The organism is Enterobacter cloacae complex sp. S3 (genome assembly GCF_014930495.1).
GTDB lineage: Bacteria > Pseudomonadota > Gammaproteobacteria > Enterobacterales > Enterobacteriaceae > Enterobacter > Enterobacter asburiae_B.
The window spans coordinates 37,485-52,191 of record NZ_JADBRD010000037.1 but is presented as its reverse complement, the minus strand read 5'-3'; the positions used below and the strand labels follow the sequence as shown (position 1 = coordinate 52,191).

Genomic DNA, 14,707 nt, shown 5'->3' with positions numbered 1-14,707 from the left:
CAACTTTAATGTCTGTGTACAGCAACGGTGGCGTTTGCACAGTCAGGTATTGCCGCCTCAACGTCGTTAATCGCCCGTAACGCGGGCGTCGCCGAAGGGACCCTGTTTCGCTACTTTCCCACTAAAGACGATCTGCTGAATGCCCTCTATCTGCACCTGAAGCAGGATCTCTGCCAGGCCATGCTGGCAAACCTCGATCGCACCATCACGCTTCCCAAAGAGCATACCCGCAATATCTGGAACAGCTACGTGGACTGGGGTATTCGTAACCCCGTTTCTCATGCGGCTATCCGCCAGATTGGCGTCAGTGAAAAGCTGAGCGCCGAAACGGAACAGGCGGTGAAAGAGATGTTCCCGGAACTCCATGAACTGTGCCGCCGCTCGGTGCGTCAGGTGTTTATGTCAGATGAATTTAAAACCTTTGGCGATGCGCTTTTCTTATCGCTGGCCGAATCCACGATGGAATTTGCCACTCGCGACCCTTCCCGCGCCGTTGATTTTAAAGCGCTCGGTTTTGAAGTGATGTGGCGCGGGCTGGCCCAGGAAGAGAGCGATGGACAGTAAATCCTTGCAGGAGCACGCAATGCGCGTGGCCCTTGAGTTGCCCTTCACCGAACACTGCTGGCCGTTTGGTCCGGAGTTTGACGTGTTTAAAGTGGGCGGAAAGATTTTCATGATCGTTGCGGTCGCGCACGGGCGACCACACGTCAGCCTGAAGTCAGACCCGGAGAAATCACTGTTAAATCAGCAGATCTATCGCGGGATCGAGCCGGGCTACCATCTGAGTAAAAAGCACTGGATTTCCCTTTACGGCACCGACGACGTGACGCCGGAACTGGTTACCGACCTCATCCGTGATTCCTGGAATCTGGTGGTGGATAAGCTGCCGAAAAAAGACCAGAAGTGGATCCGTCCGGTCTGATTGTTCGTCTGAGACGAACAGATTAAGCGCTCGAATTGCACTTATCTTTTTCCGCGTCCCGCTGTAATCTGCTTTCCTTTCGCGCCCGCGAGCGGGCGAATTTCATCACCAGGAGTTGTTATGGATATCATTTCTGTCGCCCTGAAACGCCACTCGACCAAGGCGTTCGACCCAAGCAAAAAACTGACCGCGGAAGAAGCGGAAAAAATCAAAACCCTGCTGCAGTACAGCCCGTCCAGCACCAACTCCCAGCCGTGGCACTTCATTGTGGCCAGCACCGAGGAAGGAAAAGCGCGCGTGGCGAAATCCGCCGCGGGCACCTATGTGTTCAACGAACGCAAAATGCTGGATGCTTCTCACGTGGTGGTGTTCTGCGCGAAAACCGCGCTGGATGACGCCTGGCTGGAGCGCGTCGTGGATCAGGAAGAGGCCGATGGCCGTTTCAACACGCCGGAAGCCAAAGCCGCAAACCACAAGGGCCGCACCTTCTTCGCCGACATGCACCGCGTGGATCTGAAAGATGACGACCAGTGGATGGCGAAGCAGGTTTACCTGAACGTCGGCAACTTCCTGCTGGGCGTAGGCGCGATGGGTCTGGACGCGGTACCGATTGAAGGTTTCGACGCCGCTATTCTCGACGAAGAGTTTGGCCTGAAAGAGAAAGGCTTTACCAGCCTGGTGGTGGTACCGGTTGGGCACCACAGCGTGGAAGATTTCAACGCCACGCTGCCGAAGTCTCGCCTGCCGCTGAGCACGATTGTAACTGAGTGCTGATCTCCTCTGGCGCGCTGGGATCCGGCGTGCCTGTTTTCAATACCGCATACTCCCGCTGTGTATAGATGCATCCGTTAGCAGGCAAATTATTTGTAACAGCATAGAAATAGTTATATCGGAAATTTCGCATGCAATTTTATAATTATTAATTACGTTCTTCTATGTGATATCAACCTGTTATAGCCTCTCATCACCCCAATCAATAACTCTCAAAAATATATCCATTTATTTTTTGTCACGTTCACGTTAATTATTCCCTTCTGGTACCGCATTAATTAATGCACATTTTGTATGAATTGTTACATGTCTATTTTTGGAATCGAAGTTCTGCATGTTTTTATGTGCGTCCATTTCGCATGAAGAGAAATGGGAACACTTTTTCAAGGAATTACAAGGATAGATATATGAAAAATAAAAGTGCAGTGAGCACAAAGGCTAATTCAAAGGTATTGCACGCCAAACTGGCGCCGACCTGCTTTGCGACCATGCTTGCGCTGGGCATGATTATGCCAGCTCAGGCTGCCATCGTGGCAGGTAATACCGACAAACCGGCCATTCATACGGATGCAAGTGGCGCAACCATCGTTGATATCAACAAGGCGAGCGCGGGTGGGGTTTCCCATAACGTTTATTCCGAATTTAACGTCGAAAGCAACGGCGTGATCCTGAATAACAGCGGCACAGCAACCAACTCCCAATTAGCAGGCCAGATCAATGGCAACGCTAATATGGCCGGCGGCAGCGCTAAAGTGATCCTGAACGAAGTGCGTTCATCCGATCCGAGCCAGCTGAACGGCATGGTCGAAGTGGCAGGCCAGTCCGCGCAGGTGATTATCGCCAACCCATCAGGCATTACCTGTGACGGCTGCGGCTTTATCAATACCAACCACGCTACGCTGACCACCGGTACTGCCACCTACGATAACAAGGGTAATGTTAGCGGTCTGGATGTGAGCAAAGGTCAGGTGACCATCACCGGTAAAGGGATGGATACTCGTTCTACGCAGTACACCGACATTATTGCCCGTTCAGTGAAGGTCAATGCGAAACTTCAGGCTAACGAACTGAATATCGTCACGGGTAATAACCACATTGATAAATATGGCCGCGTGCAGAAGAAGTATGACAGCAGCAATGCCCCGGACGTAGCGCTGGATGTGTCTGCGCTGGGCTCCATGTACGCGAATAAAATCTATATGGAAGGCACTGACGCCGGCGTTGGCGTGCATATCGATGGTGCTGACCTGACGGCATCCGACACGCTGTCAATCAACGTTGAGGGTGTGGTCGAAAACAACGGCGGACGTATCAGCGGTAAAAATTCAGCTACCGTGATGGGAAGTGATGTCCTGAACCATAACGGTCAGATTACCTCTGAGGGGATGGTGTCCGTTGCCGCAGACAACACGCTGGACAACACTAACGGCGTCATTAAAGCTGCGATGGTTAATGTTTCCGGCAAAAATACCGTTAACAACCGTGGTTCCATTCAGGGCAGCCAGAATACCTTTATTACCGCTGACTCGCTGGACAACAGCGACGGTGAAATTCTCAGCAATGGCGATTTGACGATCGGCCGCGCCTCCTGGAATTACAACTCGCAGGGCGTGAATAACACCCATGGCCGCATTGTTGCTAAGGGTGCCCTCAGCGTTGACGCTGCCAGCCTGAACAACTCCGCTGGCCGCGTAGAAACCAACGGTGCGATGAGCGTCAATGTCGACACGCTGACGAACGACAACGGTCTCATTTCCGCCGGGAACGGCTGGAACATGATCAACGCCTCCATGCTGAATAACGATAACGGTGTGATTCAGTCTCTGGGATCTGACAGCCAGCTTCAGGTGAGCGGCAACAACATGCTCTCTAACCGCAATGGATCAATCCACAGCGACGGCTCTGTTTCAATCAATGGCGCGCTGGATAATATGTCCGGCACCATCGCAGCCGAAAAAGACCTCTTTATGTACGGCACGTCCTACTATTCTGACCTTGCCAGTAAGATGGAAGCAGGCGGCAATATCGACATGACCGTGACCGGTACGTTCCAGAACGCCGGAACCCTTAAAGCGGGTCAGGATATGATGTTAACCATCGGTTCTAATGGCTGGAATAACTATGGCGGCCCGGCGCAGAACAGCGGTTCCATCGCGGCTGGCGGTCGCCTGGCGCTGCAGATGAACAGCAGTCAGTTCGACAACAGCGGCGACATTACCGCTAATCAGATGGATCTTCAGCTGGCAGACCTGTCCAACAGCGGCTCGATCGTCAGCAAGAATGATATCAACCTGAACACCACTAGCCTGGAAAACCGGGGCAACGGTACGCTCGTCGCAGACCATAACATCAACATTACCGCCTCTTATCTGATGACCGATGCAGGTAGCCAGATCAACGCGGGTTCTGATGCCATGCTGTTTATCATGAACAATCTGGACAACAGCGGTGACATCCGCGCGGCGCATGACATTAATCTCGACGTAATGGGTAGCTACGGCTGGTCTCAAAGCACCGCGTATAACTACGGCACGATTGTGGCGGGTAATACCCTGAACGCACAGATGGACCGCGTAACCCTCATCAACGGCGGTACGCTGTCTGCTGATAACGGTATTATCCTGGTCAGCAACTACCTGACCAACAGCGGTAACATCACCAGTGCAAGCGGTATTACGCTGAACACGGCTAACGGCATTAACAACGAAGCCAGCGGTAATATTACCGGCGATCGCGTGTACACCATGGGTTACGTCAATAACATGGGTGTGATTAACGAGACCGGTACAGCAAATCAAGACAACGGTAGTAACACTGCTGATAACAATAATACCAACCCAGATTCAGATACCACGGCGAATAATAGTGGAAATACCACCGTTAAGCCAAACGGTACACCTGAAGGTAATGGCGTTTGGGAAAACGGCGTTGTCTATTATCCGGGCGATCTGTATTACGGGTATCCCATTCAGGGTATCGTTTATTACCCAGGCGGCTACTCCATTTATACCGCGTAATCGTTTGAAATAAACCAAAGCCCCATTCCTGGAATGGGGCTATCTATTTTTTCGTTATATTCAGGATCCTTCGCGGTCCATAAAGTTATTTACATGACTAATTATCGATCTGGCCTCGTTCTGCTATCACTGCTCGCGTCACTTCCCGACACTGTACATGCTGAACCGGCCACCACTCAGCAGCAGGATCAGGCGAGGCACGAACAGCTTGCACCGCCTGGGAAGTCAGTCCTTTCATCAGAAAGCATGCTCGCAACTGATGCGCTTGCACTGCCACATGAGACAGTGTGCTACGACATTCAGCATCTGAACATCGACAATACGCAGTCGCTTCCTCACTGGCTCACTTTTCGCGATATCATTCGTCAGGCTGAGAATAACTGTATTGGCGTGAAGGGAATTAAAGCCATACATACGGCCGTGCAGAATCGATTAATATCCCACGGATTTATTACCACCCGCGTATTAATACCGGAGCAAAATTTGCACAAGGGAACGTTAACCCTGCGAATTCTGCCTGGACGCGTCAGTGATGTCATTATTCAGGATCAAAGCGGCCTCTCCGTTCATCGCTGGAATAACGTCCCACAAGGGCCGGACGATCTCCTCGATTTACGCGGTCTGGAACAGGGGCTGGAAAACCTGCAGCGTATTCCCGGTTCGCAGGCCAGTTTTCGTCTGGTGCCGGGGGAAAATCCTGGCGATACCCGCGTTGAGATCAAGCGCGACCAGCGTAAAGCCTGGCGACTGGGCAGCTGGTTTGATGATTCCGGTAGTAAATACACCGGACGGTACCAGGGGGGCCTGGCGCTGTATCTGGATAACCCCACCTCGCTCAACGATATGTTTTATGCCGCGTATGGCGGTGGTTTCAAGAATGAAAACGGCAAGCGTAACGATAATACCTCGGTGTTTTACTCCGTTCCCTGGGGATACTGGGCGCTGGAACTTTATGCCAGCCAGTACAGAACGACGCAGACTCTCCATAGCGGTGATTTTAACTACCGGTACAGTAGCGATGAAAAGTTAATGACCGCCGCGCTTAACCGCGTGGTTTACCGCAGCGCGAGCCAGAAAACCACGCTGGGCTTTAAAGGGATCAAGCGGGATTCCCGCTACGATCTTAACGACGTGGAAGTGGAGGTTCAGCACCGGGACACCAGCAGCTGGCAGCTCAGCCTGGAACATTTAGCCTATCTTCCCTTCGGTCAGCTTACGGCAAGCCTCGGTTATCAACATGCCGCACCGTGGTTTGGTGAAGAACCCGATGCTGAAGAGATGGTGGGCAGTGCCGACGCGCAGGCGCGCATCATTACGCTGAGTGCAGACGGTACTTTCCCGTTCAAACTGGGCAAGTTTGCCCTCAGCTATGAACCGCACTTCAAGCAACAGACCTCTCCGGACAGGCTGACCCAGCCCGATAAGTTCACCATCGGCAACCGCTGGACGGTGCGCGGCTTTGACGGAGAGTCCTCATTGTATGCAGACAAAGGCTGGTATCTGCGCAACGATATCAACCTGAATCTGCCGGTATGGGGAATGCAGCCGTATATTGGCGCAGACTATGGCGAAGTCAGCGGCTCAGAAAATGATTACTGGAGCGGGGCGCACATTGCCGGTGCGGTCGCTGGCGTGCGCGGGGTAAAAGGCCATCTGGGGTATGACCTTTTTGCGGGCGTACCACTGGCAAAACCGGATGAGATGCATACCAGTCCCGTCACGCTTGGGTTTTCGGTGCAATGGCAGTACTGACGGAGAAAGTCTCAGAATGGACGCAGGAGCGTTAGCCCCTGTCGGAGGGGGTAAATACAATCATGATTTACCCTCTTCAGGCTCTAATGAACACGCTGACATCCTCTTTGATTACGCTGGCAAATATATTGCTAAACGCCCGCACGATACGCGTGCTGATACTGTCCACTTTCAGCCTTTACTGGCTGGTGCTACTCCATATCCCCTGGCCTAACAACGGCGATTACGGCATGAACCTGCCGATGAACCTGCTCTGCTGGGGCGTGATGTCTATGCTGTCGCTGCTGGTATGGCTTTTTCTGCGTACGGCAACCGTGCGTATTACACGCACCAGCATACTCATGCTGGCGAGCGCGGTTCTGTTTACGCTGCCGATCCTCTGGTCTCCTTCTGAAGGCTTACCGACTGCCCTACCCCGGCTGGTCGGGATCTGGGGCGGAGTGATGTGTTACGTGACTCTGCTTCAGGTTCCTCTTCAGGAGAAAGAAACCACAGGGATTTTTTATCTGCTGGCTATCGCTGCCGTTGTGGAATGTCTGATTTCGCTGGCGGGGCTTTACTGCCCGGCGTATCTCCCCTTCCCGCTCAATAACCTGGCTGAAAATTATTCTGGCTACGCACCGGGTATATTTCAGCAACTGAATGTCACCGCTTCATTTCTGGCGACGGGGCTGGTCGCATTGCTGTTTGTTCTTGCCGATGCTAGATGCGTCTGTTACCGGGTTCGCGCAGAATCGTATCGCCTGCTGTTTATTTGTGTCAGCATTATAGTGATATCGGCCACGCTGGTTGTGTTTCACTCACGCACCGGCTGGCTCGGCGGGTTAATCGGCATTCTGTGCGTATCGGTGATGTTCAGCCACCCGCGTTTTCGCGTTCGAACGACACGTGGTCGCCGCCTGCTGGTGGTCCTTTTGCCGTTCGCGGGTGGGCTTTTAGGCATGCTGATGCTGAATCAGCCTCTGGACGCATCCCTCGCGCACGAAAGCTCCAGCAATCAGCGGATGTTAACCCTGGAATACACGCTACGTATGATCGGCGTTCATCCTTGGCGGGGCTGGGGGTTAGGAATGTTTGAACCCGCCTTCCAGAATTTTATGGCCGCGCTGCCGTTCGATAATCCAAGCCGAGAAATGATGCAACACCCGCACAATGAGACGCTGTTTATCTGGGCGGAGGGCGGCGTGATGGCGCTGGCGGGCGGGCTGTGTCTCCTGTGGGGCTGGATAATTCTTTTCCTGAGGCGAAAAAGCCTGTGGCAGTGGGCGGCACTGCTCACCACCTTGCCGATTCTGCTGCACACTCAGGTGGAGTTTCCACTCTATTATTCCGTGGCGCACTATTTTGCCATTCTGATTTTAATGGCCTCGGCAGACGGAGAACTCCGCACATTTCAGGTTCGCAGTTCGCGGTTACGTTGGCCGCTGGTGTTCATCGCACTGTATGGCTTAGTGCTTTCTGCACAGCTTTTTTTTGCCAGCATTGTGCTGGGAAATTTTGAGACGGGCAGACTTGCTTTCCCTGAGAGCATTACCGGTTTACACGTGCCGGGGCTCATGCAGATGCGCTATCAGCGCGATCTTAGCCAGCTTCATTTGTGGCATTTCAACCAGACGGGCGATATCGATGAGCTGGAACGATACGCCAAAGAAAATGGTGAATGGATAAAATTGCATATGGAAGAGGACGCCTGGAACGATCAGGTTAATATTTTATTATTTTCACATCGTCAGGGTGATGCAGAAAAATTAAAACAGCGGGCACATCGGCTAATGCCGTGGGACGTTCGATTTAAATAATAGGGGATCGAAATCTATTTCAACCGCGTTGATTAACGCGGTTTTTATATATTCAGGTAAGTCATAAATGCAGGTTTAAGTATTTTTAAACAGACTTCCCCTTCCTTCTGGTTATTATTACGCCTGTAATTAAATCCAGTGATGAGCGCGGTACGGAAGTGCGCCAGTGGAAATTGTGGTTGAAGAGGGAAGAATGGTGGTGACGGTGATGCCTAAACCCGAAACGCCGGTACCCGCTGAAGTCGTATCGAAACTGGCATTAAGGAAAGCGCGCGATCTGAAACGGTTTATGCAGCGTATTGATATGAAGCACGGGTAAAACGTGAGGCCGGGCATCCTGCCCGGTTTGTCATATTGAAGGTCATTGGTAGGTCAGATTCAACGTTGCGGTGGTATTTGCAATGCCAGCTTTAATCTTATCTTTAGTTTGAATATATCGAGCAGTAATAGGGAAAATTTCGTTTCCGCCAGCGGAATGTTTAATTTCCAGTCTTTCGTTTAATTTCAGCGGTTTATCATTATAAAGAAGCTGGACACCAATACCATCCGCAATTTTAGCATCGTCCTGGCCCTGCCCCGTTAATGCCAAAATACTACTGTCTGATGAGTCGGGGTTTTGTACACCAGTCAATGTGAAATTGATATTTGCTTCAGGATCACAGTCTAGTTTTAAATCAACAGTTTTTACTTCCTGAGATACGGTTCCAGTAGATATAAACTGGGCCGATAAAACATTGCCAATTGGAAATGACAACGGACCTGAATTTATGGCACAGGCGACTTGTGTAATAACCGCAGGCGAATTTATGCTCCATGTCACATCCCCGTTTGTATTCTCATTATTCAAAGCATATACATGAGCTACACTCCCAGTTGCCAGAGATCCTGACGTAATATTTCCTGTTTTTATTAAATCCACAACAGGGGGATTAATTCCATAGCTCATGGATGTTGAAAAATGATCCAAAAAAGTGCCTGGTGTAGGTGAAGCATAAACGCCGCCATGCGACCACGTAGAGAAATAAAAACGAATGCCTACCCCTGGAACATTTGTATTATAAACATGCTCTATTGGTGCTGGAACAGCCCCTTGATAATTCATTGCAACATATATATCACAGTCAGTAATCCCGTAATAATACTCACCACCACTCATTTCACCGGCCACTGATGCAATAACAGTCCCAACAGGGGTATCTCGCTGCACTATTACATCATTAAAATGAACGTCATCAGTTGGACCAAAATAAGCATCTGCACTGCAAGCAAGTAAATGAGTTGAAAAAAACAGTGCAGATAAACATAAATAACGTAAAAAAGAGAACATAGAATACCTAAAAATTTGTGGACGCGGTTATATTATTAGCATAATCAAAAAAATCTACTATTTCTCTGTCCTTTCCAGCATTTTATTATGCGTAGTTGACTATAAACGTAACATATACATTCGCACTCCCCATCTCAACGTTATCGTCAACAGATACATAGCGCGCTGTAAACGCCAACTCAACTGATGTCTGGCCTGGTTCCAACGCAACACCCAAGCTTTGAGCACCCGGAGCGATCGGTTGGGCATTACTATCATAAATTCCCAGCGCAATACCTGTGGCCGCATCGGAACTGTGGTCGAGAGAATAGAGGGTATTGACTTGTGGGTCGGGTGTACCTGAAAAGGTAACAGAAGCTTCACTTGCCGCAGGCCCACAGTTAATAAGATTAATTGAGAAGGCCTTTTCTGGCGTTTGATTACCCTTCCTTGTAAACTGATTGACTGCCAGCACACCCATTTCAACGGTCTTATTTTGCGAGTCTGTAGCCAGCTCACATGTATTATCTTGTATTGTGCCAGATATAGTTACAGTACCATCATGTGCTTCAACATCAAATATGAATACGTTTAAAAGCAAGCACATTATAAAAAAACGCCTTGTGTTTTTCATTATAAAAACTCACTGATATATTAAATCAAAATACATCACAGCAGAGGCATCTCCTGGCGTCACCTGTGCTTTTGTCGACTTGTAACGCATTAGAAATGATAGCGTATTTTCTTCCCCGTCGAGCTCATATACCAATGGCTTTTCGCTATTAAATGGCAATGTTTTAAAATTATTATCGAGCAATTCAACTCCCACCCCCGTCGCTAACACCTTGTCTTTCCCAATATCGGTTATCGCCAACAAAGCAGGATTATCTTTATCCGTAACACCTGAAAAACTCACTTGAACATTTTTTAATTTTGAATAGCAATCTTTTAAATCAATATTCATAGCTTTGAATGCTGTGGTGCTTCCTACCGTAGGAAAATCTTTCCCAGAAAATACACCAATCATCACCGTCGGGGTCGGATATCGAACAGTACAACCACTGGCAATAATATTGCCCGCTATCGTTAACGTCGAATCTGCTGTCGATGCAAAGGGAACACAAAAAATCCCCCCCAGCAGCGTCAGAGTCACGACAAAAAAGCATTTCAAATTCAATTCCACCGTTTGCATCCTTTTTAATGGCAAATGACTTTCATCTGGGTAATGGCGGAATTCTCTGCATCAGCAGGGAGCTGGTAGTTCGCCCGGCACGTTTGCTCAGCCCCTTCTCCCCACTGCACCTGCAACTCACCTTTCGGTGCCAACCCGGACAAATACGCCTGTCCGTCATCTCCTACAATACTACCCATACCATTATCATTTCGTGTTACCGTCGCCCCAAAGGGAACTAGTTTGTTATTGTGCATCAACGTAAATAATGCCCGGCTTCCGACATGCGCCTGGAATGTTGCACGAACCAGTGCACCTCGCGTGGGTATAACGTCTACTACCGCGTTTTCAAGATCAACTTTGTCACCCAGTGTTGTGGTGTCCAGGCCTATACGGTTTTTACGGTAGGTCGTTGCGAAAGGCACAACAGCATATCCACGCCAGTCCGTTTTCACGCCGGTGGAGTTTTCAACCTTAACGTTATCCGCACCCGGCGCTTCAACCAGGACATTCGTTTCCCCTAGCGGCTGGCTCAGAGTAATGCCGTGGCGATGCGCCACGATGCCGCCCGCGACGCCGTAGGTCACCTGCTGAGAATTACTGCTGTCGTAGCTGTAACCTACGTTGGCATTACCATATCCGCCCTGATAAGCAAGGCTGGCATTACCGCTATTACCTGTACCCTGATTACCGTAGCCCTGCTGAACGCTGTAGCTCAGGTTATTGCCTTCCAGCAGAGTACCGCTGATCCCGGCGTTCTGGGTGACGCTACCGTGGTTATCGTGGTTCATGCTGTACGTCGCAAATGCGTTATTTGACGACGAGGCTCCCTGCGCTGAGAGCCATTTACCGATCGGTAACGACAGGTTGAATGCAATCATTTTGTCGGCTACGGGTTGGCCGGACATCTGGCTGTAGTTGTAGCTCAAACCGATATTAATATCCTTCCAGGTGGTGTTATAACCAAACTGCACCAGCGTATCTTTATCATCGTTATGCCAGTAACTTTGCTGGCTTCCGCTGAGATAAATGGAGCCAAAACCACTCAGCTGTTGAGAAATATTGACCTGCAACTTTCCGCGCTTGGTGTAATAGAGGTTGTAGTAGTCGAACCAGTGCGGCACATCGTTGTTATCATCATCATCCTCGTTCAGCGGATTGCTGTTATAGCCATCCATGTGCTTGTACGTAGTATCCGTAAAGGTGTAATAGCCTGACGTTGAATAGCGATAGCCCAATAACTGGAAGTTAGTTCCTATTTCGTTTAACGATTTTGCATAAAGCAAACGCAATGACTGACCGCTATGCTCGGTCTCATCAATAAGCGTACTTTGGGCGTGAGTGACATCCGCAGACAGCGCGCCCCAGTGGCCCATATTGACCCCCGTCCCGATCGCCATTGCCTTGTAATTGTCAGACAGCTGTGCGCCGCCATACAGCGTAAAACCATGCGGCAAGCCACAGCTTAATGTTCCTTGTGCGAAAGAGACTTGATCTTGCTGTTCGTTGCTGGTGCGGTACTTCGCGGCTGTGGCAGAATATTTCAGACGACCTTCGCGCTGTAGTAACGGGACGGCGGAATAAGGGACAGAATAGGAGGTAATAGCACCATCCTGCTCTTTTACTTCTACCGTCAAATCCCCGCTTGAGGATGTCGGAAAGAGATCGTCTATTGCAAAGGCGCCAGGCGCTACGTAAGTCTGATAAATAACGTATCCGTTTTGTTTGATCGTCACCTGAGCGTTGCTTTTTGCAATACCGCGCACCGTTGGGGCGAAGCCTTTCAGGCTGTCCGGCAACATATTGTCGTCTGAGGCTAGCTGAACACCACGGAAGCTAACGCTGTCAAACACGTCACCACTGGTATAACTGTCACCCACCGTCAGTTCACTTTTCAGCGAGATGATCGTGCGTTCCAGAAAACCACTAATATGTTGCCACTGGCTGGTTGTCTCTCCATTACTACTGGTGCTACGGTTAAATGTAGAATAGTCACGATAACGCCATGCTCCCAGGTTAACGCCGCCGTTTAGCCCCAGAAAATTGCTGCTACCTTCGCCGCTGCTGTCTTTTCGTCTCGAGCCATTCAGGTTGTAGTTCAGAAGCAGGGCGTTGATCCCCTGATCCCATTTTTCCGGAGGAATGTAGCCCCGTGCGCTATTTTTAAGCGCAACCTGTGGCACACTGAGATCCAGGCGCTGCTTGCTAAAATCAAAACTGGCTTTAGCCCCTTCAATTAAAGTCGCGATGTCGATACACTGTCCGTCTACAGACTGTTTTCGGTCTTGCGGAATACTTAGATCGATACCCAGACCATCCAATACTTTTCCGGATAAACAGGCGGTTAAACCTGTATCATCGGAGGATGACGGGGCGCTGGAATTCTGCGTTTGCCGGGCCTGAAACTCGACATCATGACTGGTGATAAAATCATTATTGAGATAAATGTCTACGCGATATACCCCAGGGGCCTGGCTGCCGTCGTTTTCAAAGCGGGATAGATCGGCAACCTGATTTTCACCATCCGCCAAAAAAGCCGGATTAAAATAGTTCTCTGCATGCAAAACACCGGAAAATAAACCCGATCCAATAACTAACGCTAATGGAGATAACCGCCAGCGGACTGCATTAATCATTCGAGCTTGTTTTCGAAGTTTCATAACAACTTATGACCTGTCTGCATTACGCATTGCATGTTAGTGCTGGGGTTACTGCGCCATAGTCATTCATGGTCTGGAAAGAAATACTGCCCTGGGCATTATCCGGCGCCGTTACCTGAAGGTTACCCATCGGGGGAACCATGTTGTTCGGCAATGCTTTCCCTCCAACGCTGAATTTCACCAGCGAAACAAAATAGGGAGAAGGGTTTGTAATAGTGATGCTTTTTCCACTACGCTGGCAACGCAGCGTTGCAGGTGCATCCATTGATTTCATTTTTAAATGCGCAGGGCGAACAAATAATTTGATCACACTTTGCGTAGCGATCTGTAAGGTATTACCCTGGAGTTGTTTTTTATCGAGTGAAGGTATTGCTTTGTTATTGAAGTAAAATACTGACTCGCGATCTTCCGGAAGTTTTGGGCCTACGTACATGATGCGCAGAACGTTCGCTTTTTCAGGCTTCATCACAAACAATGGCGGCGTCACGGTAAACTGTGTGGATTTATTACCCTGCGGATCGGATACCCAAGATTGCACCAAAAACGTCTCTTTCTTATTGGTGTTAACAACATTGATGCTGGTTTGTTTTTCACCCAGCGGATAAATGATTCGGGTGGCCCCCAGCGCGATCCCTTCTGCATAAACTAAATGACTATTTCCCAAGCAGATCATTAATAAGAGCAACGTTGAAATAAAGGTTTTCATTTTAAAAATCCAAAAAAATAAAAAACATCCTGGTGAGTACTTATCCATTTTTACTTACTGATAAATCACCGAGAAAGTGACGGCCGCACTGGCATCCCCCGCCGTAACGGGCATCGATACAGAGCGATATCGGGCGGTAAACAGTAATGTGTTTTCTCCCGCAATCAGCGGCATTTTTGCGAGAGGTTGGCTATCAGGGATCACCTGGTTGCCTCTCATATCAAAAATACCAATTCCGACGCCCTTTGCAGCACCAGAGCCAAAACCTGCCTGAAAGACCTGTGGATCCTTAAGATCAGCCAGTCCGTTGAAGGTGACGCTTGCCGACTCGCTGGTTGAAGTGGCACAATTTTCAAGCTTAATCCAGAAGGTGACCGGTTCAGCCCAACTTCCTGGCCCTAAAAATGAACCGGTGCGGACTTGACCCATCATGACACTCTGGTCAAAACTCTGCGTATCAATTGAACATGAGCTATTAACCACAGCACCATAGAAATGCACTTTTCCCACGGTTGATATATCGCTACTAATACCTGGCTGAATCAATAGCAGTTGAATGAAAATTATCAGTGCTATCAGACGAAACATGTTTATCTCAATAAA

At 49.5% G+C, this 14,707-nt stretch carries 13 protein-coding genes; 7 read left to right on the top strand and 6 right to left on the bottom strand.

Going from position 1 to position 14,707, the window contains the following annotated elements; translation table 11 throughout:
- Positions 1–12 precede the first annotated feature (12 nt).
- From IM317_RS19915 to IM317_RS19885, 7 genes are all read left to right on the top strand, one after another.
- On the top strand, positions 13–564 hold the full coding sequence (locus IM317_RS19915; protein ID WP_193362519.1) for a TetR/AcrR family transcriptional regulator: 552 nt from the start codon (positions 13–15) through the stop codon (positions 562–564).
- A complete protein-coding gene (locus tag IM317_RS19910) occupies positions 554–922 on the top strand; it encodes an MmcQ/YjbR family DNA-binding protein (RefSeq protein WP_033144850.1) in 369 nt (122 codons plus the stop codon). The genes IM317_RS19915 and IM317_RS19910 overlap by 11 nt, the downstream gene beginning before the upstream one ends.
- A 120-nt stretch (positions 923–1,042) precedes the next feature.
- Positions 1,043–1,696 (top strand): oxygen-insensitive NAD(P)H nitroreductase, encoded by a 654-nt coding sequence (nfsB, locus tag IM317_RS19905; protein ID WP_033144849.1) that lies wholly within the window; start codon positions 1,043–1,045, stop codon positions 1,694–1,696.
- Positions 1,697–2,100: 404 nt separating this feature from the next.
- Positions 2,101–4,710 carry a filamentous hemagglutinin N-terminal domain-containing protein gene (locus IM317_RS19900; protein ID WP_050595275.1) on the top strand — a complete coding sequence of 870 codons (2,610 nt, stop codon included), beginning with the start codon at positions 2,101–2,103 and terminating at the stop codon, positions 4,708–4,710.
- Between the two features lie 93 nt (positions 4,711–4,803).
- Positions 4,804–6,462, top strand: coding sequence for a ShlB/FhaC/HecB family hemolysin secretion/activation protein (locus IM317_RS19895; RefSeq protein ID WP_033144848.1), 1,659 nt, complete (start codon positions 4,804–4,806; stop codon positions 6,460–6,462).
- A gap of 86 nt (positions 6,463–6,548) precedes the next feature.
- Positions 6,549–8,261 carry an O-antigen ligase gene (locus IM317_RS19890; protein ID WP_049130888.1) on the top strand — a complete coding sequence of 571 codons (1,713 nt, stop codon included), beginning with the start codon at positions 6,549–6,551 and terminating at the stop codon, positions 8,259–8,261.
- A gap of 166 nt (positions 8,262–8,427) precedes the next feature.
- Positions 8,428–8,580 carry a hypothetical protein gene (locus tag IM317_RS19885; protein ID WP_158002598.1) on the top strand — a complete coding sequence of 51 codons (153 nt, stop codon included), beginning with the start codon at positions 8,428–8,430 and terminating at the stop codon, positions 8,578–8,580.
- A 42-nt stretch (positions 8,581–8,622) separates the two neighbouring features.
- On the opposite strand, the gene IM317_RS19880 is transcribed toward IM317_RS19885, so the two are convergent.
- The 6 genes from IM317_RS19880 to IM317_RS19855 form a co-directional block, all read right to left on the bottom strand.
- Entirely contained in the window at positions 8,623–9,588 is a 966-nt protein-coding gene (locus IM317_RS19880; RefSeq protein WP_033144846.1) for a fimbrial protein, read from the bottom strand.
- A gap of 85 nt (positions 9,589–9,673) precedes the next feature.
- Positions 9,674–10,201 (bottom strand): fimbrial protein, encoded by a 528-nt coding sequence (locus IM317_RS19875; RefSeq protein WP_033144845.1) that lies wholly within the window; start codon positions 10,199–10,201, stop codon positions 9,674–9,676.
- A 9-nt stretch (positions 10,202–10,210) separates the two neighbouring features.
- The gene (locus tag IM317_RS19870) at positions 10,211–10,750 is read right to left on the bottom strand and encodes a fimbrial protein (protein ID WP_049015676.1); all 540 of its coding nucleotides are present in this window, start codon (positions 10,748–10,750) and stop codon (positions 10,211–10,213) included.
- A gap of 14 nt (positions 10,751–10,764) precedes the next feature.
- Positions 10,765–13,398, bottom strand: a complete 2,634-nt coding sequence (locus IM317_RS19865) for a fimbrial biogenesis usher protein (protein ID WP_049015675.1) — start codon at positions 13,396–13,398, stop codon at positions 10,765–10,767.
- Positions 13,399–13,420: 22 nt separating this feature from the next.
- On the bottom strand, positions 13,421–14,152 hold the full coding sequence (locus tag IM317_RS19860; protein ID WP_223998124.1) for a fimbria/pilus periplasmic chaperone: 732 nt from the start codon (positions 14,150–14,152) through the stop codon (positions 13,421–13,423).
- A 6-nt stretch (positions 14,153–14,158) separates the two neighbouring features.
- Positions 14,159–14,692, bottom strand: a complete 534-nt coding sequence (locus IM317_RS19855) for a fimbrial protein (RefSeq protein ID WP_050595273.1) — start codon at positions 14,690–14,692, stop codon at positions 14,159–14,161.
- Positions 14,693–14,707 lie beyond the last annotated feature (15 nt).

Bases quoted from the DNA above. Each gene is read 5' to 3' on its own strand.
- nfsB (WP_033144849.1), top strand. From the start codon at position 1,043: ATGGATATCATTTCTGTCGCCCTGAAACGCCACTCGACCAAGGCGTTC.
- IM317_RS19900 (WP_050595275.1), top strand. From the start codon at position 2,101: ATGAAAAATAAAAGTGCAGTGAGCACAAAGGCTAATTCAAAGGTATTG.
- IM317_RS19875 (WP_033144845.1), bottom strand. From the start codon at position 10,201: ATGAAAAACACAAGGCGTTTTTTTATAATGTGCTTGCTTTTAAACGTA.
- IM317_RS19860 (WP_223998124.1), bottom strand. From the start codon at position 14,152: ATGGATAAGTACTCACCAGGATGTTTTTTATTTTTTTGGATTTTTAAA.
- IM317_RS19890 (WP_049130888.1), top strand. From the start codon at position 6,549: ATGAACACGCTGACATCCTCTTTGATTACGCTGGCAAATATATTGCTA.
- IM317_RS19895 (WP_033144848.1), top strand. From the start codon at position 4,804: ATGACTAATTATCGATCTGGCCTCGTTCTGCTATCACTGCTCGCGTCA.
- IM317_RS19855 (WP_050595273.1), bottom strand. From the start codon at position 14,692: ATGTTTCGTCTGATAGCACTGATAATTTTCATTCAACTGCTATTGATT.
- IM317_RS19910 (WP_033144850.1), top strand. From the start codon at position 554: ATGGACAGTAAATCCTTGCAGGAGCACGCAATGCGCGTGGCCCTTGAG.
- IM317_RS19865 (WP_049015675.1), bottom strand. From the start codon at position 13,398: ATGAAACTTCGAAAACAAGCTCGAATGATTAATGCAGTCCGCTGGCGG.
- IM317_RS19880 (WP_033144846.1), bottom strand. From the start codon at position 9,588: ATGTTCTCTTTTTTACGTTATTTATGTTTATCTGCACTGTTTTTTTCA.